The sequence below is a fragment of the Natronorubrum marinum genome (assembly GCF_052040125.1).
Classification (GTDB): domain Archaea; phylum Halobacteriota; class Halobacteria; order Halobacteriales; family Natrialbaceae; genus Natronorubrum.
Genome location: NZ_JBPPFV010000001.1, coordinates 44,107 through 64,401, shown reverse-complemented (window position 1 = coordinate 64,401; position 20,295 = coordinate 44,107). Strand labels below are relative to the sequence as shown.

General features: G+C 63.9%; 24 protein-coding genes. 7 read left to right on the top strand and 17 right to left on the bottom strand.

Features of this window, described 5'->3' with window-relative positions; translation table 11 throughout:
• Nucleotides 1-436: 436 nt before the first annotated feature.
• The 3 genes from ACSFC5_RS00380 (at nt 437) to ACSFC5_RS00370 (ending at nt 3,554) form a co-directional block, all read left to right on the top strand.
• On the top strand, nt 437-1,435 hold the full coding sequence (locus ACSFC5_RS00380) for a hypothetical protein (RefSeq protein ID WP_440763299.1): 999 nt from the start codon (nt 437-439) through the stop codon (nt 1,433-1,435).
• A gap of 123 nt (nt 1,436-1,558) precedes the next feature.
• Complete coding sequence (locus tag ACSFC5_RS00375; RefSeq protein WP_440763298.1) at nt 1,559-2,464, top strand: DUF7351 domain-containing protein; 906 nt, start codon at nt 1,559-1,561, stop codon at nt 2,462-2,464.
• Between the two features lie 67 nt (nt 2,465-2,531).
• Complete coding sequence (locus ACSFC5_RS00370) at nt 2,532-3,554, top strand: DUF5787 family protein (protein ID WP_440763297.1); 1,023 nt, start codon at nt 2,532-2,534, stop codon at nt 3,552-3,554.
• A 270-nt stretch (nt 3,555-3,824) separates the two neighbouring features.
• Here the strand turns inward: ACSFC5_RS00370 and ACSFC5_RS00365 are convergent, their stop codons facing one another.
• The 9 genes from ACSFC5_RS00365 to ACSFC5_RS00325 form a co-directional block, all read right to left on the bottom strand.
• On the bottom strand, nt 3,825-4,328 hold the full coding sequence (locus tag ACSFC5_RS00365) for a hypothetical protein (RefSeq protein ID WP_440763296.1): 504 nt from the start codon (nt 4,326-4,328) through the stop codon (nt 3,825-3,827).
• Nucleotides 4,329-4,397: 69 nt separating this feature from the next.
• Nucleotides 4,398-5,492 (bottom strand): sensor histidine kinase, encoded by a 1,095-nt coding sequence (locus tag ACSFC5_RS00360; RefSeq protein ID WP_440763295.1) that lies wholly within the window; start codon nt 5,490-5,492, stop codon nt 4,398-4,400.
• 40 nt (nt 5,493-5,532) lie between these two features.
• Nucleotides 5,533-7,023, bottom strand: a complete 1,491-nt coding sequence (locus ACSFC5_RS00355) for an ATPase domain-containing protein (protein WP_440763294.1) — start codon at nt 7,021-7,023, stop codon at nt 5,533-5,535.
• Between the two features lie 152 nt (nt 7,024-7,175).
• Nucleotides 7,176-8,000 (bottom strand): MBL fold metallo-hydrolase, encoded by an 825-nt coding sequence (locus tag ACSFC5_RS00350; RefSeq protein WP_440763293.1) that lies wholly within the window; start codon nt 7,998-8,000, stop codon nt 7,176-7,178.
• 87 nt (nt 8,001-8,087) lie between these two features.
• Nucleotides 8,088-8,417, bottom strand: coding sequence for a hypothetical protein (locus tag ACSFC5_RS00345; protein ID WP_440763292.1), 330 nt, complete (start codon nt 8,415-8,417; stop codon nt 8,088-8,090).
• Nucleotides 8,418-8,500: 83 nt separating this feature from the next.
• Nucleotides 8,501-8,917, bottom strand: coding sequence for a DUF2237 family protein (locus tag ACSFC5_RS00340; RefSeq protein ID WP_440763291.1), 417 nt, complete (start codon nt 8,915-8,917; stop codon nt 8,501-8,503).
• 153 nt (nt 8,918-9,070) lie between these two features.
• A complete protein-coding gene (locus ACSFC5_RS00335; protein WP_440763290.1) occupies nt 9,071-9,877 on the bottom strand; it encodes a PHP domain-containing protein in 807 nt (268 codons plus the stop codon).
• A gap of 50 nt (nt 9,878-9,927) precedes the next feature.
• Nucleotides 9,928-10,353 (bottom strand): VOC family protein, encoded by a 426-nt coding sequence (locus tag ACSFC5_RS00330; RefSeq protein WP_440763289.1) that lies wholly within the window; start codon nt 10,351-10,353, stop codon nt 9,928-9,930.
• Between the two features lie 108 nt (nt 10,354-10,461).
• Nucleotides 10,462-11,901 carry an ATP-binding protein gene (locus ACSFC5_RS00325; protein ID WP_440763288.1) on the bottom strand — a complete coding sequence of 480 codons (1,440 nt, stop codon included), beginning with the start codon at nt 11,899-11,901 and terminating at the stop codon, nt 10,462-10,464.
• A gap of 203 nt (nt 11,902-12,104) precedes the next feature.
• On the opposite strand from ACSFC5_RS00325, the gene ACSFC5_RS00320 reads away from it, so the two are divergent.
• Together ACSFC5_RS00320 and ACSFC5_RS00315 are read left to right on the top strand one after the other, a co-directional pair.
• Entirely contained in the window at nt 12,105-12,473 is a 369-nt protein-coding gene (locus ACSFC5_RS00320) for a universal stress protein (protein WP_440763287.1), read from the top strand.
• Nucleotides 12,474-12,475: 2 nt separating this feature from the next.
• Nucleotides 12,476-13,036 (top strand): GNAT family N-acetyltransferase, encoded by a 561-nt coding sequence (locus ACSFC5_RS00315; protein WP_440763286.1) that lies wholly within the window; start codon nt 12,476-12,478, stop codon nt 13,034-13,036.
• A gap of 98 nt (nt 13,037-13,134) precedes the next feature.
• On the opposite strand, the gene ACSFC5_RS00310 is transcribed toward ACSFC5_RS00315, so the two are convergent.
• The gene (locus ACSFC5_RS00310; RefSeq protein WP_440763285.1) at nt 13,135-13,596 is read right to left on the bottom strand and encodes a universal stress protein; all 462 of its coding nucleotides are present in this window, start codon (nt 13,594-13,596) and stop codon (nt 13,135-13,137) included.
• 196 nt (nt 13,597-13,792) lie between these two features.
• Here ACSFC5_RS00310 and ACSFC5_RS00305 point away from each other — a divergent pair, with 196 nt between their 5' ends.
• Nucleotides 13,793-14,269, top strand: a complete 477-nt coding sequence (locus ACSFC5_RS00305) for a universal stress protein (protein ID WP_440763284.1) — start codon at nt 13,793-13,795, stop codon at nt 14,267-14,269.
• Between the two features lie 196 nt (nt 14,270-14,465).
• On the top strand, nt 14,466-15,764 hold the full coding sequence (locus tag ACSFC5_RS00300; protein WP_440763283.1) for a DHH family phosphoesterase: 1,299 nt from the start codon (nt 14,466-14,468) through the stop codon (nt 15,762-15,764).
• A 78-nt stretch (nt 15,765-15,842) separates the two neighbouring features.
• Here the strand turns inward: ACSFC5_RS00300 and ACSFC5_RS00295 are convergent, their stop codons facing one another.
• The 7 genes from ACSFC5_RS00295 to ACSFC5_RS00265 all read right to left on the bottom strand — a co-directional run bounded on the left by ACSFC5_RS00295 (nt 15,843) and on the right by ACSFC5_RS00265 (nt 20,199).
• Nucleotides 15,843-16,301, bottom strand: coding sequence for a MaoC family dehydratase (locus ACSFC5_RS00295; protein ID WP_440763282.1), 459 nt, complete (start codon nt 16,299-16,301; stop codon nt 15,843-15,845).
• Nucleotides 16,302-16,404: 103 nt separating this feature from the next.
• Nucleotides 16,405-17,103 carry a hypothetical protein gene (locus tag ACSFC5_RS00290; RefSeq protein ID WP_440763281.1) on the bottom strand — a complete coding sequence of 233 codons (699 nt, stop codon included), beginning with the start codon at nt 17,101-17,103 and terminating at the stop codon, nt 16,405-16,407.
• Nucleotides 17,104-17,179: 76 nt separating this feature from the next.
• Nucleotides 17,180-17,608, bottom strand: coding sequence for a DUF5807 family protein (locus ACSFC5_RS00285; RefSeq protein WP_440763280.1), 429 nt, complete (start codon nt 17,606-17,608; stop codon nt 17,180-17,182).
• Nucleotides 17,609-17,753: 145 nt separating this feature from the next.
• The gene (locus ACSFC5_RS00280) at nt 17,754-18,191 is read right to left on the bottom strand and encodes a DUF7500 family protein (RefSeq protein ID WP_440763279.1); all 438 of its coding nucleotides are present in this window, start codon (nt 18,189-18,191) and stop codon (nt 17,754-17,756) included.
• A gap of 78 nt (nt 18,192-18,269) precedes the next feature.
• Nucleotides 18,270-19,052 (bottom strand): twin-arginine translocation signal domain-containing protein, encoded by a 783-nt coding sequence (locus tag ACSFC5_RS00275; protein ID WP_440763278.1) that lies wholly within the window; start codon nt 19,050-19,052, stop codon nt 18,270-18,272.
• Nucleotides 19,053-19,129: 77 nt separating this feature from the next.
• Nucleotides 19,130-19,636 (bottom strand): hypothetical protein, encoded by a 507-nt coding sequence (locus ACSFC5_RS00270; RefSeq protein ID WP_440763277.1) that lies wholly within the window; start codon nt 19,634-19,636, stop codon nt 19,130-19,132.
• Between the two features lie 8 nt (nt 19,637-19,644).
• Nucleotides 19,645-20,199, bottom strand: a complete 555-nt coding sequence (locus ACSFC5_RS00265) for a DUF7342 family protein (protein ID WP_440763276.1) — start codon at nt 20,197-20,199, stop codon at nt 19,645-19,647.
• Nucleotides 20,200-20,295: the final 96 nt, after the last annotated feature.

Genomic DNA, 20,295 nt, shown 5'->3' with positions numbered 1-20,295 from the left:
CCACCGACTGGGCACCGAACTCGATTGAATCCTCGACTGCCGCCGTCGAGACGTGACCGGTCTACAGTTCGTATCGCGCTCTCGATGGTCTGCTGGAGTTCTGAGTCGCGTTCGATACGTGGTATTACATACCGGTATCGATGCGACTGATGGCCTAATTATAAAAAATTCGATATTTTGATTGCAGGCTCGGTCAGAGAGCCAACCAACCGGGATTTCACCCCCGGTTACTATGAACCGCCGAGAATTCCTGTTCACAGCTGCGACGCTTGGACCCGCCGGTACTGGGATGCACGGCATCTCGACCGTGGATTCCGCCGTAACACGCATTCGAGAACAGTTTCCGAGTCCGATCGCTATCAATCGAACGCCCGTTTCCGCAGCGATCGTCGACCGATCACAGTCGGCGGTCACGGTCCGCCTTCGCGCACCACCAATGGCCCCTGAAATCGTTCTCGAGGCCATCAAACGGCAACACCCCGGGGGCGTGGTGTTCTCGAAACGGACGGGGCCGCGGATTCGACTCGACGACGGAGTCGAGCGTCAGATATCCTTCGAGTTCGACGATCCGCTCTCGGGGCCGATCGTTGGACGGTGGTTGTACGAAATTCGGTGTCAGCCGGCCGATCGGGATCGCTCCGACTCTCGGTATCTCTGCGAGTCAGATCCGATCCGACAGCGTCCAACGGCGTCGACCGAACCGGAGCCGGACGACATTCCCCCCGACTGGGACCATTATACGCGACGCGATCACGAAGGGCGATATGACGTCAGCTTCGACTGGGTCGACTCTACCAACACGCGCTGGAAACTCGAGCACTCGATCAGCAAATCTGCCTACCAGCGAGCGCTGCGTCGGAAGCGCGGATACATTCGGACGTTCCTCGAGTCCCAGATGAACCCGTACAGTCGCCATCTCATCGATAGTATCGAAGCGAGCGCGGTTCGAGTCGACGAAAACGCGCGAGAGGACCCGCAACTTACGGAACGCGACCGGCTCGAGCGGGTCGTGGGGTTCGTCCAGTCGCTCGAGTACAGCGAGGATCGCGACTCAAAAGACGCTCGTGAGTACCATCGGACGGTAGAGGAGTCGATCGTCGACGGAACGGGTGACTGTAAGGATGGAACGTATCTACTCGGGGGACTGCTCTCACAGCCCCCATTCGAGTACGAGACCGCGCTGATACTGATGCCGGACCACCTCCTGTTGGGCGTCCACCGGGCGGCTCTCCCCTCGGGGTATCGAGGCCTCGAGACGGTCGACGACAGCCCGTACGTTGCCGTCGAGACGACGAGCAGACATCGAATCGGCCGGTATCGAGACGATCCGATCGTCGCCGTCATCGGAGACAGCTACCAGACCGTGGATCCACAGTCAACTGGGACGACGGTGAATACGCAGATCCGATTGCACGCCGCTCAGTACGGGCTGTGAATGAGCACGGGTCGAGCCGGGCACCGACCGAACGAATCGCGCCCGCCCCCGACAGGCCTTACAGTTCGATTACAAAAACGTCGTTCAGGGAACGGTTTTGTCAATCGATCGTATAGTAACTGTATGAGCAAATCCGACGCCTCGAGCGAACGCGAGTCCGTCCTCGCGTGCACCGACTGTCTCGATCCGGCGGACGCCTTCGCCCTGATCGGCAACGAGACCCGCCTCGCGATTCTCGAGGCGCTGTGGGCCGCCGACGACCGTCCGGTCGCGTTCTCGGCGCTGCGACGCGAGGTCGGGATGCGCGATTCGGCGCAGTTCAACTATCACCTCCAGAAGCTGCTCGGCCAGTTCGTCGTCGGCTCCGAGGACGGCTACGATTTCAAACACGCCGGCGAGAAGGTCGTCCGCTCGGTGATCGCCGGCTCGTTCAACGAGCACCCGACGATCGATCCGTTTCCGGTCGAGGGCTCCTGCGTCGCCTGCGACGGCCCGCTCGAGGCCCGCTATCGGGACGAGCGGCTCGCGATCGGCTGTCGGGACTGCGAGCACGGCCACGGCGAGTACGGCTTCCCGCCGGGCGGGCTGAACGACCGAACGCCCTCGGAGGTTGCCGCCGCCTTCGATCAGCGGGTGAAACACCTCCACTGTCTCGCTGCCGACGGCGTCTGTCCCGAGTGCAGCGGTCGCGTCGAATCGCACGTCGTCGAGGACGACGACTGCTGTCTCGGGGCGACGGTGCGCATCGATCACGAGTGCGTCCAGTGCAGTCACACGCTCTGTTCGGCGCCCGGTCTCCGCCTGCTGGATCACTCGCGGGTCGTCGGCTTCCACCGCGAGCGCGGCGTCTCGTTGGACGAACGCCCCTACTGGACCCTACCGTGGTGCGTCTCCGACGAGTACACGACCGTCGTCGACCGCGATCCGATCCGGCTCCGAGTCCGCGTCCCGCTCGCGGGCGACGAACTTCGCGCCACGTTAGACGCGGAGCTCACGGTGCTCGAGACGACCGTCGAATCGGCCGACTGAACGGCGAACCGGCCCAGTTACGGTACGATTCGCGCGCTTTTTCCCGCTGGCACCCCTCTCGAGGGACGTGAGTGAGTTCGCGTTCGAACTCGAACTGTGTGCCCACCTCGAGTCGCGTCGCGAGGGGATCCTCGCCCGCCAACTCGGCGCGAGCGTCGCCGATCCCGGTGGGCGAATCCTCGACGTCGTCTGCGTCGAGCCGGGGCCAGCGTTCGACGACCGCGTCGCCCTCTCGAGCGCCGCCGTTCCGGATGCTGCGATCGAGGCCGACGTCGGCACCGGACGGGCACGTTACTGGAAAGACGCCTTCGACTGTCACCCCGACCGAGCCCGACGCGCCGTCGACCGGGCCTGCGAGATCGGGTTTTTCGAACGCGAACGCCGCAAGGGTCGCGAGTACGTCAGGCAGGTGGCCCGTTATCCGGACTGGTATAGTCGCATCGTCGGCATCGAAAACAAGCCCGATCTGGGTCGGCCGGGAGATCTCGAGGCCCAACTCCGAACCGACGTCAGCCTCGCGGTGGTCGACGAGATCGTGCTCGCGACGGAGAGCTACGTCACGCGCGCCCACCTGAACCGGATCCCCGAGGCGGTCGGCGTCTGGCGCGTGCATCGCGAGGGGACGGGCGACGGGAGCGGTGACGTCGATGGCGACGGCCTCGAAATCGAGGTGATTCGGGAGCCCGAACCGCTCGGTGTCGAGGAGCCGGGCATCGAACCCCTCGAGTCCCACCCCGGCCGAACCGATATCGCCGTCGTCTCGACCGACGCGAAGGCCCGCAAGCGGCGTCGGATCGCCGAGCGCGCCTACGGCAAGGGGTGGCGAACGTACGAGTTTCCGACGTGTGGGGCGTATCATCCGGACGACTCGAGCGGCGCGACGCTTCCCTACTGTGCGTGGAAGGGCCGGGTGGTCGACGCCGGCTCGGAGTGTGGGGCCTCGTGTGGAGGGTACGATCCTATGTCGGACTCGGAACCGGAATCGTATTCCGAGGTGGATCTCGAGGCCGAGCGCGACCGCCGAACGCCCTGGGTAGCGGATCCGGACGGGAGACGGCGTCGGCAGTCGGGGTTAGATCAGTTCGAATGACCTGTTCAGTTGTTGGACGTAGTGAACGCTCGAGTGTAGACGACGGAAACAGAAGACGAGTGCACTGCTCTCGCTGGCAGCGGTGATTGCCACGTCCTCCCCAGCCGATTCGCTCACTTCATTCGCTCATCCCTCGCACGGCTACGAGCCGCGTCTCACTCTCCGTTCGCCGCGGCTCAGCGTGCGCCACCGCATGTGGATCGTCACTACTCGCGCTACGAACGATCCGTTTCACACCGCCGATCCGTCGTAATCGGGTCGATTCGAGGATTAGTCGTCGTCTTCGAGAACCCGAAACGCACCCGTAAACTCCTCACCGTCCGCGTCGCGACTGCCGTAGAGATACGCACCGTCGGCCCAGAAGAGTCGATCATACTGGTAGCCCGCCTCCTGATCGTCGACGGACTCCTCGTCGACGTCCTCGTCCCAGACGCACTCCGGTGGGACGTCGATGGGGTAGATACCGGTACTCGCCCCCTCCCAGGTCCACTCGAGGACGGTATCCTGATCGATCTCGAGCGCGTCGGGATCGAAGCCGTCCCCGTCGGGGTCGACCCTGATCTCGACGCTCTCTTCGCCGGTGTGGTCCTCGAGGTCGTGCTCCTCGAGCAGGGCCGACGCGTCGCGGTCGTCCCCGTTCCCGCTCTCACTCTCAGTTCCGTCGCCGTCCCCCGGACGTTCGTCTCCATCGTCGGCACTGTCCTCACCGAGACAGCCGGCGAGCGCAGCAGCCGCCGCGGTCGCCCCGACTACCCGTCTCCTGGTCCACTCCATGACCGAAATACGGGCTCCAACCTCTTGAATTCTCGACTCGGACTACCCGCGGGACTCGAGACCGCCACTTCACGGCCCGTCGGTCGCGGGGAGGGTAAACGTGAACGTCGCTCCCTCGTCCGGTTCGGACTCGACCCAGATCCGTCCGTCGTGGCGCTCGACGATCCGCTTACAGAGGGCGAGTCCGATCCCGGTGCCGGCGTGTTCCTCGTGGCTGTGGAGCCGCTGGAAGACTTCGAAAATACGCTCTTGATCGCCGGATTCGATGCCGATCCCGTCGTCGCTGACCGACAGCTGCCACCGTGAGCCGACTTGCTCGGCCCCGATGCGGATCTCCGGCGTGCCGGTGCCGTTGTACTCGATCGCGTTCGACAGCAGGTTCTGGAACAGCTGCCGGAGCTGGTCGGGGTCGCCCTCGATGCGGGGCAGCGGTTCGGCCCGAATGTCGGCGTCGTGTTCCTCGATTTTCACCATCAGATCCGTGAGCGCGTCCTCGAGCACCGCGTTCAGGTCCGTCGACTCGAGCGGATCCCCTTCCGAGTCGACCCGAGAGTACTCGAGCAGGGCGTCGATCATATCTCGCATGCGGTCGGCGCCGTCGATCGCGAAGTCGAGGAATTCGTCGGCGTCCCCGTCGAGGTCGTCGCCGTACCGTTGCTCGATCAACTGGAGGTAGCTCGAAACCATCCGGAGCGGCTCCTGGAGGTCGTGAGAGGCCGCGTAGGCGAACTGCTCGAGCGATCGATTCGAGTCCTCGAGTCTCGCGATGTAGTGGCGGAGCTCTTTCGACTGTGACCGCCGGGTGAGCAGGGTGTTCAGCCGCCGAAAGAGGACGTTTCGATCGATCGGCGCGTCCACGATTTCGTCGACGAGCAGCGGCGGCTCGCGCTCGTCCGGATCCGGAAGCGAGAGTCGAAGCCTGCTGTCCCGGCGACGGATAACGACGACCGGACAGAAGACCGGATAGCTCGCTTCGACGCGTTCGCGCAAGTCGCGGTGATACTCGGGGAACGTGTGGTCGTCGATGAGATAGCAGTCGGCCTCGCCGACCGCCTGCTCGGTGTCGACCTCGTAGTGGCCCTCGAGCAGCGTCTCGACCGCAGCGCGGTTGCCGTCTTCGCCGATGAGTAACCGGATCGTTCCCCGCTGGTCGGCGGCCGTCATGGGTGGAAATCGGCGAACCGGCGTCGCGTTACTGGTCCCGTCATTCGGTTCGGGTACTGTTCGCGGGATCGCTCGTTCGAGGAGACCCCTGAAGAATGCCGTAGAGACCCGTCAGCGGTTCACCCACGTGGATTCCGTTCGACGTAATTTCGAACTCGCGGAGACTGTGTTCGAACCCGCCGGTGCGCTTTTTCAACACGCCGATGACCTTCCGGAGGCTGCCGTCCATCTCGACGTAGCTCAGGAACAGGAGATTGTCCGCGATATAGCTCAAATCTCCGCTTGTCGCCCTGGAGATCCCCGTGATCTCAGAGATTTCGTTCGTCACGAGCACCGTCACGGCGCGGCTCTTCAGATACCGAGTCAGCGCGTGGAGTTTTCGCACGAGTTCGGGCTCTGTCCCCTGCAATGAGGCGGTGTAGCCGTCGATTCCGTCGATCATCACGATGTCCGTTCCCTGTTCGTCTACCTGCTGTTTGACCATGTGGGCGAACTCCTCGCCCGAGCGCGTGAGCGGTTCGATTTCGGTCATCGCGAGCGCCCCCTGCTCGCGCAATTGTTCGACCGGCATGCCGATCGATTCAGATCGGTGATTGTACGTTCGTCCGTCCTCCTCGAAGAGGTAGACCGCCGACTGGAGACCGTTTTCGGCCGCCTGACACAACAGTTGTGTGCCGGTCGATGTCTTTCCGGCCCCCGTCGGACCGCTGATGAACGTCACGGTCCCTTGCTCGAAGCCGCCGCCGATCAGTTCGTCGAGTTCGTCGATACCGAATTGAACGCGCTCGGAGTCGAAGCGACGATCCTTCGCGGCCTGTCCTTCGACTCGTTCGGTAACCAGTTGTGGAAACACTTCGATACCCTCGTCACGGATTTCCATCCCGTGATCCCCCTCCATCTGGCCGCGCGCACGGTGTTTCGCGGCTTTGATCCGACGGCCGCTCCTGCCTCGAGTGAGTTCGAGAATCCCGTCGCTGAGCGAGCGAATCTCCGTATCGTACTCCTGTCCGGTGGCGGACGTCGCCGTTGCGATCACGGTTACGTCGCGCTGCTTGAGAAAGCGCATAAACGAGAGGATGCGCTTTCGAAACTGGTGATCGTTCGCCTCGACGTATCGCAGTTGCGTGATCGGATCGACCACGACGCGGTCCGGATCGATCTCGCGAATAGCGTCGTGAATGTCCTGCGTGTATCGATCCTGCTCGATATCGCTCGGATTGACCAAGTCGTAGGAGTATTCCTCGATGAAGAACTCGGAATCCGGTCCCAGGTCGAGAAATTCCGCCTCGGAGATGTCGATGCCGACCGCAGCCCCGTTCGAGAGGATTTCCTTACGAGACTCCTCGCTGTGGATGAACAGCACCGTTTCATCCGCTTCGATCCCCGCCTCGAGAAAGTGCATACCGAGCAGCGTCTTGCCAGTCCCCGGCTGGCCCTGAATGAGATACATTCGGCCGGTGACGAGACCGCCGCGGAGAATAGCGTCTACCCCATCGACTCCGCTACGTATCGATGACACGCTCGATTCCATGTCCCCATACACGGAACTGACGGTTATGAATGACACTATCCAAACTGTCCTCGGGCGTACAGGAACCGGTCACGGCCACGGTCACGAGACCCACGCGAGTGGCCCTTCGAACCCGACCTCCGCCTCCAGATCTGAAACCGATCGGACACGAATTAGAGCACGTACTGCTCGCCGTCGGTCGCCAGCGGCTCTTCGAACGCCTCGTCCGCCGGATAGTAGTGTGCGAGGTGGACCAGTCGCGTTCGCTCGGCGTTCAATTCGTCGGCCAGTTCGAGCGCGCCCTCTCGAGTCATGTGTTTCGTCCCGAACGTTCGGGGAACGCCCGCCTCGTTCTCGTGGCGGCCCCCGATCGGGTGGTACTCACAGAGGTGTGCGGGGACGATGCCGTCCGCGAGCAACAGGTCGGGGTCGGCGAGAATCTCACGCGAGTCCGCCGGAACGTTGTAGCTCGTGTCGCCCGAAAGCGACAGTTTCGCGCCCGTCTCGGGGTCCTCGATCGCGACGCCGTAGCACAAAAGCGGCGGGTGGTCGACCGGAACCAGCGTCACGTCGAACCCGCAGACCCGAACGGACTCGAGGGGCGTCGTCGGGTGAACGTCGATCGGCTCGAGGTAGTGGTAGTCCGCACGGACCGTCTCGGCGACGCTCTTGTCCGTCTGCGGGTCGGTTTCGTTCGCCGCGTAGACGTCGAGGGAGTCGAAGACCCGAAAGACGTTGCCGAGTCCGTCGAGGTGATCGAAGTGGATGTGCGTGACGATTGCGGCGTCGGGCAGCGAGACGTCGTCGCGCAGGAACTGGTACCGAAAGTCGGGGCTGAAGTCGATCAGTAGCGACTCGTCGGTGCGTTCGTTCTCCACGTGGACCGAAAACCTGGTCCGTTCGATACCGCGCTCGCGGGCGGTCTCGCAGGTGTCGCAGTCACAGCCGACGGTGGGCGTCCCGGTCGTGTCGCCGGTTCCGAGCAGGGTGACGCGCATGGTCACTGTCGGTCCCCGCGGGCGTTCAGTACGTTCCCGGCTCGCCCCTTCATTACGGGCCGGCGTCCGGCACCCTCCCGCCGTCGCCTACACATACGACCGCCCTTCGTCGAACGCCGTCCGCACGAACGGGTGGTCCTCGCCGGCTTCGAACCGTTCGACCGGCAGCACGTACACCGAGGTGACGACCCCGTGTTCGAGACCGACGCGCTCGCCGAGTCCCTCGAGTTGCCGTTCGGCCGCCTCGTCGTGATCCTCGAGGACGACCATCGCCTCCAACTCGGCGCGCATCCCGTGGTCGTCACCTCGGACCGCATCTCCGAAGACGACGAGGTGACGGATCGAGTCGCCGTACTCCGCCTGCGCTCGGTCGGCGAACGCGTCCGCGGCGCTTCCCTGTGACGATCCATCGCTCATTGGCGTCCGATTAGAACCCGCCACATAAAGGGTATTCCCCCGGCGGTCGTCTCCGGTCGCTCGATTCGACGACCGCCGGCGAACTACCGTGTTTCAGACCCGTCGGTGGACGTTCCCTCCTCCGTCCCGCCGTGTTCGCCGCGCTCGTACTCTCGCAACAGATCCGGCTCGACGTCGCGGAGGACGGCCTCGTGAGTCGCCTCGAGGACCACCGGCGGCGCACAGCCGGCTTCCTCAGCCTCGATCCAACGCGCAAGACAGAGACACCACCGATCCCCGGACTCGAGACCGGGGAACTCGAACTCGGGTTTCGGCGTGACGAGGTCGTTCCCCTGGGCGCTGCTGAACCGCAAGAATTCCTCGGTCATCACGGCACAGATCTCGTGGCGGCCCCGATCCGATTCGACGCGGCGACAGCAGCCGTCGCGGAGAAAGCCGGTCGATGGATCAGTGCTACAGGGCTCGAGGTCGGTCCCGTAGACGTTCCGGTCCGTACTCATACTCGGGCTATCGGATGGCGCCAACAAAAAGGCGCCTCCTCGGTATTCGGACCTCGAACTCGATCCCCTGCATCGAGTCCACGCGTTCGTCGTCACCAAACGCGGGGACGGCTCGGCTGCACGGTCGCTGTCGGGTTTCCGGTCGTTCGTGATTTAGCTCTCGGTACGCACCCGCTGGACGTCGAGTCCCGGCGGTTCGACCAACTCGAGGTCGTGACTCTCGAAGTACTCCTTGAGAAACGCGGCCCGGTCGCCGATTTCGCCCGGCCGGTGGGAGTCGGAGCCGACGGTGACGGCCACGTCGTGCTCCCGCAACACGTCGAGGAACATCTCGGAGGGATGGACGATGGCCATGTCGGCGATGGCTCGGCCGGCGTTGATCTCGGGGATCGTCCGCGACTCGGCGAGCGCCCGGGCGACGGGTTCGTAGTGGTCCGTGGTCGCCCGGCCGCGCAACGGCGGCGTTCGTTCGATCAGATCGACGTGGGCCGCGACGTCGAACAGCTCCGATTCGATCAGCGAGACCAGGTTCTCGAAGTAACCGTCGACGAGTTCGTCGCGCCTCGCGTCGGAGAGCGCCGCGAAATTGCTCGGTACCTGTACGTTCAGCCCGTCGACCGCGTGGACGCTGCCGATCGTGTAGTCGAACGTCGCCTCCTCGAGAAAGTCGCGAATCTCGCACTCGTCGCGCGGATCGTAGTCCATCTCCACGCCGTCGTAGATCTCGATCGAGACGTCCTCGCGGATCCGAAGTTCCTCGATCGCTCGCCGTCGACGCTCGTAGGTTACGTCCAGGTTGAAGCCGTAGATAGTTCGGGTCGTCGCCGGCTTCTCGCGGGACGACACCGTACAGTGGTCCGTCAGCCCGATCCCCTCGAGTCCGGCCGCTTCGGCGGCCTCGACCATCCCCTGGAGAAATCCTCCGTCGGAGTAGGTCGTGTGCGTATGAAAGTCCTTCATACGCAGTCGACCTCGGGCGAACAGTTGGGCGTTTCGCTCGCACTCACCTACTACGACCGCGAGACGTCCGGCGCGACGACCTCGACTTTGATCCCCTCCGGGTCCTCGCAGTAGAGCGCATAGTAGCCGCCGGCGTAAGGGTGGCGATCCTCGTAGAGCACCGTCACATCCGCCCGTTCGCGAACGCTGTCCGTGAGCCGATCGACGTGCTCGCGGGAGGAGCCGTGAAAGGCGAGGTGGTTCAGGCCGGCGGCCCGCCGGTCGAACGGGTGGTCGGCGTCGTCCGCCCGGACGAGCACGAGGTATGTCGGCCCGTTGCTCCACGATCGACCCCCCTCCCACTCGTTTTTGTGCTCGTAGCCGAGTTCGGCGAGCAGCCAGTCCCAGAACGCGACGGACGCCTCAAGGTCGGAGGCGTACAGTTCGACGTGGTGAAGCGCTCCGGCGTGGGCCGGATCGGCGTGGTCGCGGCTCATAGAGGATATCCGGCGGCCCCGATCAATATTGTTCGGGCGCTGACTCGATACCGATGGCAACTGAGTCGACACGGTGGACGAGACTCTCGCCTCGAGCGAGTACCGGCGTCAGTGGCTGTGATCGTGGGCGTGGTCGTGGCTGTGATCGTGACCTTCCTCGGAGTCGTTCGGTTCGCCCCCGTCGCTTGCCTTTCCGAGATCCCCGCCGGCGACGAGCGCGTCGTGGTCGCCGCCCATCATGTCCATGTTCTTCAGCGTATCGCGCTCCTCGAACTCCTCGACGGCGTTGAGGAGGTCCTCCTGGGTCAGCGTCGTTCGGTCCTCGGTCAGGGCCTCGAGGACGGCCTCTCGCAACACCATCCGGAGGTCGCTGCCGGTCAGCCCTTCGGTAACCTCGGCGATGAGGTGGGGGTCGAACTCGTCGATATCCATCGTGCGGGTGATCAGCGAGAGGATGTCCGCCCGCATGCCGTGGTCGGGCTTGGGGAAGTTGATGATCTCGTCGAAGCGCCGCCAGGCGGCGTCGTCGAGCTGGTCGGGGTGGTTGGTCGCCCCGATCAGCAACACGTCGTCCTCGATGAGAGAGATGTTGTCGATGCTCTTGAGGAGCGTGTTGACCGCGCGCTTGAGGGCGGCGTGTTCGTCGCTGCTTCTGGTCTTAGCGACGAAGTCGAACTCGTCGATGAAGAGGATACACGGTGAGAGCCGTTTGGCGACCTCGAACGTCTTGTCGACGTTTTTCGCCGTCTCGCCCAGATACTGGCTCGTGATCATCGACAGTTTGACCTCGACGAACGGGAGATCCATGTCCTGAGCCAGCGCCTGCGCCGTCGACGTCTTCCCGGTCCCCGGCGGGCCGACGAACAGCAGTTTCCCGATCTCGCGAAGCCCGATATCCGCGAGGTAGTCGCGGTGTTCGATCGCCTTCGCGATCTTGTTGAGTTCGTTCTCCTGATCCTCGGTGAGCACGAGGTCGTCTAAGGACATGTCGACCTCCTCCGGCGCTCGAACCTCGACGAGGTCGAGCATCTCCTCGTCGTCTTCCTCGTCGAAGTACTCGTCGAGCAGTCCGTCGATCCAGACGCGGTCGGCCTGAATCGGCCGGTTTTCCTCCCGCGCTTCCTCGTGGGTCACGTCGAACTGATCGCCGTGTTCCGCGTGCGTGGTAAAGTGCTTCGTCAACGTCGGGTTCTCGCGCAGTCGCTCGTCGTCGACGCGCTCGGCAAACCACTGCTCGGCCATCTCCTCCTGGACGAGGGTAATCGTCCCGGAGAACTCGTCGCGTTCGGTGAACATCAGCTCCGAGATGGCGTCCCAGGGTCGGTCGACGTCCGTCGCCTCGCGGGCAGTCGCGTTGGTTGCCGAGAGGGGGCGGCTGATGCCGGCGTGTTTGCGACCGTTTCCACCGTCGCCGTCGTCCTCGACACCGCCTGTCCAGAAGACCCGCCGAAACGCCGGCGGGAGATCGTTCTCGTCTAGCGTCCTGTCGTCCGAATACACGCTCGTCGTGAGCAGGAACTCCACGACATCGAGCGCCGCATCACTCATTCCGTCATCGTATTCACCACACGCTCTTAACGTCGTCGTCCTGCGCAACGTCTGCGGCCGAGAGACACGGTGTTGACTCACACTCGAGTATCCGTTCGTGGCCATCGAGAGCGGGGGCGACAGCCCGCGGCCACCCCGACGTCACCCTCGAGGACGGTGCCAGCGGCACAACGGTTTTCGTGCATGGGTGCACAGTCATGCGTATGAACGTCTTAGTGGGAATCGTCGGCAGCGACGAATCGATCAAGACACTTCGCCGGACGATCGATCGCACCCACGAGGTCGGCGACGACCTCACCGTCGCGGTCGTCGATAAACCCGAGGCGAAACGCTCGCAGGATGCGATGGCCGAACGGGCGCGAGAGCTGCTCTCGGAGGCCGGCGTCGACGCGGAGCTCGTCCAACTCGAGGGCGACCCCGGCAGTTCGCTGGTCGACTACGCCGAGCAGGGTGAGTACGACCAGTTGGTGATCGGCGGCGGCACCCTGAGTCCGATGGGGAAGATCCAACTCGGACCGATCACCGAGTTCGTCCTGTTGAACGCGCCGACAACCGTCAAACTGGTGCGGTAACGATGGCTGGTACGCGACCGTATCCGGACGAATCAGCCGGACCGTTTCCCGCACCGCCGACGACGCTCGAGGACGGAGCGGACCGTCAGATCGACATCCTGGCGTCCGACGACTTCGAGGACACCCTCGAGGACGTCGTCGAGATGTACGACCAGTTCGATCCCACCGACCGCGCACAGGGGATCCCGCCGACCGGCGAGGAGCGCATTCGCAACTGGCTCGAGACGATCGCCGACGAGAGCGTCAACGTCGTCGCCCGCCACGGCGAAGACGTGATCGGCCACGCGATGCTCGTTCCCGACACCGACGATCCGGCCTCGATCGAGGACAACGCCGACATCGAGTGGGAGCTCGCGATCTTCGTCCTGCAGGCCTACCAGCGCGCCGGGATCGGAACGATGCTGCTCGAGCACCTCCTCGGCCACGCGAGCACCATCGGCATCGATCGGGTGTGGCTGACCGTCGAACGCTGGAACAACCCGGCGATCGCACTCTACGAGCGAGTCGGCTTCGAGTCGACCGGCACCGAAAGCTTCGAGCAGGAGATGGCGATCCGGCTGTAGCGGTCGATCGCTATCGAATACATCGAATACGCGGCCTGCTCTTCGCTCAATTCTGACTCTGAGCAGCGACGACCCCGCGTCCGGTTCTCCGAACCGATTCAGACCGACAGCACGGGCTGGCTCGCGTAGGAGAGCACGTACTCGGCGACCTGCTCGAGCACTTCCGCCGACGCCGTATCGGCGACCGGCTCCCTGGGCAGCACAATGAAGTCGGCGTCGATAGCGTCGGCGGTGTCGAGCACGACGTTTCCCGGATGCCGGGTCTTGCGGGTCGGCGAGAAGCCGTCGTCGACCGAGGTCGTGATCGGCACGTCAGCCTCGTCGGCGATGCGAGTAACGTCGTCGAAAAAGCCCTGCGTGTCCGTCGCGACATCGTCTTCGTCGACGGCGCCGGCGTTCATTCCCTGCACGACACCGCGGCCGAGTACGAACAGGGCGTGGACCGAGGCATCGTAGCGGTCGGCGACCGCGACGGCGTACTCGACGGCGGTGGCTGACTCCTCGCTCCCGTCGACCGGCGCGAGAACGGTGTCGACGGTAAACGGCTCGCTGTCGTCCATACGCGCTGGTGTGTGGCCCGTCGTCAAAAACCCATCCCACGTTCCCCGAAATCGGGACCCGTTTTCACGACGAGACTCGTTTCGGGACGACGAACGAGACGAGATTCGTTCCCGGGGCGACGGGCGAAACGAGACTCGCTCTCGAGCGACGCGCGCGGAGAGAGCGTTTAAGCCACTTCGGCTGTAATTACCGCGTATGTTCGACACGGTAGTGATCGCCACCGACGGCTCCGACAGCGTCAAACGGGCCGTCGACGTCGCCCTCGATCTCGCCAGTCGCTTCGACGCGGAGGTTCACGCCCTCTCGGTCGTCGACGCCAGCGAGGTCGACGCCTCACCCCAACAGCTCCGAGACGAACTCCAGACCGCCCTCGAGACGACCGCCGACGCCGCGCTTGCGACCGTCGAGAGCCGGACGGCAGAGGGGAGAGAGATTACCACGGCCGTCCGCGAGGGTCGACCCGCCGTCGAACTCTGCGAGTACGCCCGCGAGGTCGACGCCGATCTCATTGCGACCGGCACCCGCGGCCGCCACGGCGAGAACCGCCTCCTGCTCGGCAGCGTCGCCGAACGCGTCGTCCGCACCTCCCCCGTTCCCGTCCTCTCGGTTCGACAACTCGAGACGATCCGCGACGACGCTACCGGTGGCGAAGAAGTGACGACCGAGGCCTGATACTGTCTGCTGTGAGGTGTTTCCAGTGGGACCGCGATCCGTCCTGCGGTCCCACCGGTAACTCGGTACAGCAAACCGTACGAGGCGACCGCTCGCTTATTCCGTCCTCGCTTGCGTTTCGGGTCGCCGTGCGAACGCGAGCCAGTGGCCACCACAGAGGGGAAGTCACTTCCCCCGCCGGCGCGCAGTTCGAGACATGTACGACGAACTCATCGATAGCGGCGAGCTCCCGATCGCCCGGAAGTCGGTCGTTCCGGGCACCGGATTCTTTCTCCCCGATAGCCTCGAAGAAGACTTAGAAGACGAGCAGACGGCGGCCGCGCTCGAGGGTGCCGACGTCGCCGTCGTCGCCGACCCCGACGCCGACGGATTGGCCTGCGTCGCACTTATTCGCGAGGCCTACGACGACGTCCGGAACGTTCCGGAACCGGACGACGAGGACGACAAAGAGACCGATGCCGACGAATCAGACGAAACTGCCGACGGCGAACCCGCCGCGGATGCCGTCGACGACGCCGACGAAGCGGCGGTCGCGCTCGCTGCCGCCGAGGCCGAGGCCGCGCTCGAGGAGCCCGAACCGACACCTCACTCCGTCGCACTGATCCCGGCCAGCCCGCACGACGTCGAGGACGCGCTGGCTCGCGTCGCCGAGTACGGCGACGAAGGGATCGACCTTTTCGTCTGCGACCTCGCGCCCGACCGATACGAGTACGTCGAGGAGGAACTCGACGCGGCGCTCGAGACCGCAAGCGCCGTCGCCTGGTACGACCACCACCAGTGGGGCGAGGACGTCGCCCAGTCGGTTCGCGACGCCGGCGTCGATCTCGTCGTCGGCGATTCGGACGAGGAGTGTTCCGCCGACGTGGTCTACCGCTCGCTCGAGTACGACTTTGCCCCGATGTACGAGGAACTCGCGGCCGTCACGCGCGATCACGACCTCTGGCTGCGCGAGGACCCGCGCAGCGACGACCTCGCGGATTACGCCTACTGGTCCGATCCCGCGGCGTACGTCGAGGTCGTCCGCGAGTACGGCGCCGACCTGCCCGACTGGGTGGGTGAGTTCCTCGAGGAACGCCGCGTCGAGAAGCAGGCCCTGATCGACCAGGCGGTCGGGCGTTCGGAACTCCGCGAGATCGGCGGCTACACCGTCGGAATCACCTACGGCCGCTGTTCGCAGAACGAGGTCGCCGAAGCGATGCGCGAACAGGGCGCCGACGCCTCCGTGATCGTCAAGCCCGCCGGCTCGGCCTCGATTCGGGGCACCGACGAGTTCCAGCGCTGTCACGAGGTCGCGGGGAAGGTCAACGGCGGCGGCCACCCCAAAGCCGCGGGCTGCAAACCGGACATCTACGACGACATGCTCGACTACGCGAACCACTGGGTGACTCGGGGGGCCGTGACGAAACAGGTCATTCTGAACGCGTTCGAGGAGGTCGTCGAGGACGCCGCCGACGCGGACGACGGAGCTGCCGACACGGCAGTCGACGACGCGTAGTCGACTCGAGAAGACGATGATCCGGCGGCGAGTTGTAATTTGACGGCGAGCAGTCCACAGCCGGCCGGCGAAAACGGCCTATTCGTCGGCTGACGCTCGACGGACGATATTGTGAGACGTGATCGACATGACCTCTGTGCCGTCGACGTGGACGGTACGGCCGAAGTCGACGTAGCCGCGATCCGACCGGCTCTCGGAGGGCGTCGTCTCCAGCACCTCGGCCCGAACGCGAAGCGTATCGCCGGGGCGGACCGGCTCGTGCCACCGCAGGTCGTCCATTCCGAGCCCGCCCATGTTCGCGACTCCCTCTTCTCCTTGAACGAAGTCCGTGACGAACAACCGAACCGACAGGCAGAGCGTGTGCAGCCCGCTGGCGACGAGTTCGCCGAACATCGACTCCTCGGCCGCCTCCTCGTCGAGGTGGAACGGCTGCGGATCGAACTGTTCGGCGAAGTCGACGATCTCCTCCTTCGTGACGGTGTAACTCCCGGTTTCGTAGACGTCTCCGACCGCCAGATCTTCGTAATAGCGCGTCACGGAGGAGGGTATCACGAACGAGGGATTAAATCGACCGATTTAGGGGACAGAGTCCCCGGCTACTCGTTCGGTATCGCGCCGAAAACGGCTCCGAACCTCGATTTCAATTCTGCGATGTCACGTACCGCATCACGAGTTGCAGGACGTGGACGAACACGCCGGCGACGGCGATGTAGACGCCGATCGTCTGGAGGGCGACGCGCGCGTCGCGGTGGTCACGAACCTGCCAGATTTCGTAGCCCAGCCGGAGGATAAAGCCCAGGAAGATGAGGACGAATCCGACCAAGAGCAGGACGTCGAGGACGAACGTCCCGACGAGGATCGCGCCGAGACCGCCGAGGAACGCGTAGTTCGCGAACCGTCCCCAGTGCTCGAACGTCGTCGAGCGGGCGTAGACGTAGCCCGATACCACTGCCGTCATCAGCGCGGTGACGACAGCCGTAATTCCCAGTACCGTGAGCTGTGTCTCCTGCGGAGCCATCGACAGGATACCGGCGCCGAAGACGCCGAACGCCAACTGCAGAACGACCATCCCGGCGAAGGCGATCCCCATATCGCCGCCCTCGATCCCGCGTTCGGCGACGATCTCGCCGCCCATGATCGCCGCCCCGTAGACGAGCACGCCCACGATCGGGGCCGCAAAGAGGTAGTCGTTGACGACCGCGAGCGGCGTCGCCGCGAAGACGTACATCAACGCGACGGTGATCGCCATCAACCCGGTCGCGCCGCCGATCACCTGCACCTCCCGACTAGAGAGCCCGAAGCCACGGTCGGTCTTGTGCGGTGTTTCGAAGGAACTCATGGCTCGATCGTAGCCGGCCGGGTCGCAAAAGCGTGTTCCTTACGGCTGAAAAAATTCCTCAGTTGATACGACGCGATCAGGCGTCGGTCGCGTTCCACCGATCCGAGTACGCCGTCCCGCAGGTACACTTCGCGTAGGCGTGGACCACGTCGCTCTCGGCGTAGATTCCCCCGACGTCCTCGTTTCGCTCCTCCGCGAAGGCGAAAACGAACTGGACCGCGTGGTCCTCGCCGTCCGACGCCTCCGGACAGCTACCACCCGAGAGATCGTCGTCGATTTCGCCCTCGAGATCCATCGCCGACTTCGCGAACTCCATCGCCTGCGTGCCGGTCGCCGCCTGGAAGGCGCTCCGGCCGCGCTCGCCGTCGACGACGATCAGGACGCCGTCTTCGACCCGGTCCCCGAACTGCTCGAGGCGGTCGTCCGAGACGTACGAGTCGGCCAAAAACAGTGCGACGTCGTCGGGCCGCTCGCCAGCTAGGAATTCCTCGCGTGCGTTGGTCATACTGGTGAGTCCTCGCTCGAGGTGGAAAAAGGACGCGTCATACGGGTGGGAGTGTGAGGAGTCGAGTCAGCGGAACAGCTACGAGTCGGCCGTCTCGAAAAACGAGTCCGTCGCCGCGAATTTTCCGTGGCTTCTGCTCGCCCTGTCAGCGCGAGGGCGGCGCAACGTCGAGATCCGACGCGGCCAGCATCACCTGCAGCGCCTCGCTCGGAGACATGTCCTCATCGAGTTGCCTCGCGTACCAGGTCAGGAGGTCCACGAACACCTCGCGAACGTCGTGTGACGTCCCGGAGTGGTGTGCGATTTCGTCGTCAGTCTTCAGCGTGATCTCGACCCCGTGCGGTTCGGGCGCGTCGGCGAGCGCGGTGTCCGTCGACTGGTCGGATGCCTCTGGGCGCGCGGGACTCGAGTTCGCGTCCGCCGTAATCGTGGCAGACTCAGCCGCCGGCATCTCGGCCGTCGTGTTCGGTCCGTCTGATCGGACGAGATAGCGGTTCTCGCTGAGTTTGGCGACGTTGTCGTCCTCGAGTTGCAACTCCTCGGGGGTGAGGATGCCGTCGTCCTGAGTTGGGTCGGGAGTCATGGTGTGATGCTATCGTGACAGTAGTGTGTAAACGGTCGGGGGTGCTGGTCTTGTTGGCTGGCAGTGAGGTGACCTCGATCAGTCGTCGGTCTCGGCGTCACCGTCCTCACTCCCGGAGTCATCAGCTGTCTGATCATCGGCCTCGCCGTCGCTATCGTTCTCCTGACCGCCATCGTCGTCCTCGGTCTCGTCGGTATCGTCTCGGTCGGACTCCTGGTCCTGATCGGCCTCGGTCCCGTCCTCGTCGTCTCTGTCTGCTTCGAGGTCGTCCTCGTAGACCTTCGTGTTCATAATATTGTTCCAGAGCGTCACCTGGTTCATATCGATGCCACCACCGGTGCTTTCGTTCCCAGCAGTCTCGTTTCCGTCGGCGGCGGTCGAATTATCGATATCCGACTCGTTCCCTTCGGCCGCCGTCTCGTCGCTGTCGAATTCGTGGATCCACTCGGAGTTGATTCCCCAGCCCATCGCCTGACCGTCGAAGGGGTTCGAGAGTTCCGTGTAGATAAACTCGATCTCGGAGCCGCGGTGGATCAGCGCCTGTTTGTAGACTTCGTAGATGAGCCAGATCTCCTCGTCGGACTCCTCGACCGTTTCGGCCTCGGAGCGGTACGTAAGGTAGAGTTCGTCGGACTCCTCGAGGAGTTCGTCGACTTCGATGCCGTTCGCCTCGAGGAAGTAGTAGAACTCGCCGGGGGTACCCTCCCGCGGTTGGGAGGGGTCTTCGGGTTCGATTTCAGTGGCTGCCGAGGAGCCGATGACCGAGTCGAGGCAGCCGGCGGTGGCGAGGGTTACAGCCGTGCCGGCAGCCGCGCCGAGGAACTGCCGCCGCGAGGGTGCGTCCGGGGACGCGTCTGTCATGACACGCTGTCGGTGTACCACCTCCAAAAAGACCCGGACGATATCGAGTCGTGAGTCGTCAGTGAACTCGAGTTCAGTTATCGGACTGCCGATTCTGGGACGAACGGCGTCTCTTGGTCCCAGTCGAGCGAATCGAGAATCTCGGGGAGATGGTCGGTTCGCTGATCGAATACGTTGAGTGGGTGCATATCGAGGGTGGGTGCTTCGTTTCGCTGGACGGTTTCCCCGCCGTAATCGATCTGGAAGTGACACGCGCCGAGGTCCATATAGGTCTCGTCTTGATGCCAGCCGAGCATCAGCGCCCGCTCCGACTCAACCCACTGGATCGCGTAGAAATCGTACTCTCGATCCGGCGGAAAATCGAACGTGACCTGCAATTCGGCTTCGTCGATCGGATACGCGGTGTCGAGAAACGCGGACGGATCGACCGTCGCTCGAACGCCGACCTTGTTGCCGACCGATGTCTGATACCACACCCGCTCGATCGGTCCGCCGTCGGTCGTGGCTTGTGTCTGGAGTTGGGTGTGTATCCTCCGTAGCACCGTCCGCCTGTCGAGGTTCGCCCGATTTGCGAGAAAGATCATCGACGGACCTATTGAGAGACCGACAGTGACGAATCGGACGACTCGTTTCGTCCCGGGTGGAGGGATCGAGCATCGTCGTACAGTTCGAGTGCGTGCCCCAGCAGCCGTTTGTTATCCTCGTAGCGTTCCCACTGTCGGAGGATTCGGTTCCGTTCGCGGATCGCTTCGCCGGTGAGATCGGGATCCGTGAGCGTCGATTCGAGAGCGACCCGCGATTCGACGTCGAACTCCTCGCACCACTCGTCGATCGACTCCTGAATATCCGCGATCTGCTCGCGCAGTTCCTCGCGCGTATGCTCGTTGATCAGTTCGGCTATCTCGCTGAAATACCGGCGCTGATAGTTCGGCGCGTACTTCGTGTTGCCGTCGGCGTCGACGGGTTGTACCTGTCCGAATTCAGCTAACATCTCCAATTCGTCTTTTGCGGTCTGCCACGAGGAGATACCGGCCTCCTCTCGCACCCACTCGACGGATCGCGGTCGCGTCAGCGTCGTCGCGATCTTTCGGACGCGTTCGCGGGCGGTCAATCCCTCAGTCCACGACTCGAGACCACGATCGGACATACGCGTCGGTACGTACTGGTGTCCATTATAGCTTTGGACGGGTCTCGTATATACGAGATTGGCTACTATTTCCACGGGCGAACTGCGAGAGTGCGA

Bases quoted from the DNA above. Each gene is read 5' to 3' on its own strand.
- ACSFC5_RS00275 (WP_440763278.1), bottom strand. From the start codon at position 19,052: ATGACAGACGCGTCCCCGGACGCACCCTCGCGGCGGCAGTTCCTCGGC.
- ACSFC5_RS00335 (WP_440763290.1), bottom strand. From the start codon at position 9,877: ATGAAGGACTTTCATACGCACACGACCTACTCCGACGGAGGATTTCTC.
- ACSFC5_RS00310 (WP_440763285.1), bottom strand. From the start codon at position 13,596: ATGGACGACAGCGAGCCGTTTACCGTCGACACCGTTCTCGCGCCGGTC.
- ACSFC5_RS00325 (WP_440763288.1), bottom strand. From the start codon at position 11,901: ATGAGTGATGCGGCGCTCGATGTCGTGGAGTTCCTGCTCACGACGAGC.
- ACSFC5_RS00360 (WP_440763295.1), bottom strand. From the start codon at position 5,492: ATGACGGCCGCCGACCAGCGGGGAACGATCCGGTTACTCATCGGCGAA.
- ACSFC5_RS00270 (WP_440763277.1), bottom strand. From the start codon at position 19,636: ATGATCTTTCTCGCAAATCGGGCGAACCTCGACAGGCGGACGGTGCTA.
- ACSFC5_RS00365 (WP_440763296.1), bottom strand. From the start codon at position 4,328: ATGGAGTGGACCAGGAGACGGGTAGTCGGGGCGACCGCGGCGGCTGCT.
- ACSFC5_RS00280 (WP_440763279.1), bottom strand. From the start codon at position 18,191: ATGACTCCCGACCCAACTCAGGACGACGGCATCCTCACCCCCGAGGAG.
- ACSFC5_RS00315 (WP_440763286.1), top strand. From the start codon at position 12,476: ATGGCTGGTACGCGACCGTATCCGGACGAATCAGCCGGACCGTTTCCC.
- ACSFC5_RS00375 (WP_440763298.1), top strand. From the start codon at position 1,559: ATGAGCAAATCCGACGCCTCGAGCGAACGCGAGTCCGTCCTCGCGTGC.
- ACSFC5_RS00350 (WP_440763293.1), bottom strand. From the start codon at position 8,000: ATGCGCGTCACCCTGCTCGGAACCGGCGACACGACCGGGACGCCCACC.
- ACSFC5_RS00265 (WP_440763276.1), bottom strand. From the start codon at position 20,199: ATGTCCGATCGTGGTCTCGAGTCGTGGACTGAGGGATTGACCGCCCGC.
- ACSFC5_RS00285 (WP_440763280.1), bottom strand. From the start codon at position 17,608: ATGACCAACGCACGCGAGGAATTCCTAGCTGGCGAGCGGCCCGACGAC.
- ACSFC5_RS00345 (WP_440763292.1), bottom strand. From the start codon at position 8,417: ATGAGCGATGGATCGTCACAGGGAAGCGCCGCGGACGCGTTCGCCGAC.
- ACSFC5_RS00380 (WP_440763299.1), top strand. From the start codon at position 437: ATGGCCCCTGAAATCGTTCTCGAGGCCATCAAACGGCAACACCCCGGG.
- ACSFC5_RS00300 (WP_440763283.1), top strand. From the start codon at position 14,466: ATGTACGACGAACTCATCGATAGCGGCGAGCTCCCGATCGCCCGGAAG.
- ACSFC5_RS00320 (WP_440763287.1), top strand. From the start codon at position 12,105: ATGAACGTCTTAGTGGGAATCGTCGGCAGCGACGAATCGATCAAGACA.
- ACSFC5_RS00340 (WP_440763291.1), bottom strand. From the start codon at position 8,917: ATGAGTACGGACCGGAACGTCTACGGGACCGACCTCGAGCCCTGTAGC.
- ACSFC5_RS00355 (WP_440763294.1), bottom strand. From the start codon at position 7,023: ATGGAATCGAGCGTGTCATCGATACGTAGCGGAGTCGATGGGGTAGAC.
- ACSFC5_RS00330 (WP_440763289.1), bottom strand. From the start codon at position 10,353: ATGAGCCGCGACCACGCCGATCCGGCCCACGCCGGAGCGCTTCACCAC.
- ACSFC5_RS00305 (WP_440763284.1), top strand. From the start codon at position 13,793: ATGTTCGACACGGTAGTGATCGCCACCGACGGCTCCGACAGCGTCAAA.
- ACSFC5_RS00290 (WP_440763281.1), bottom strand. From the start codon at position 17,103: ATGAGTTCCTTCGAAACACCGCACAAGACCGACCGTGGCTTCGGGCTC.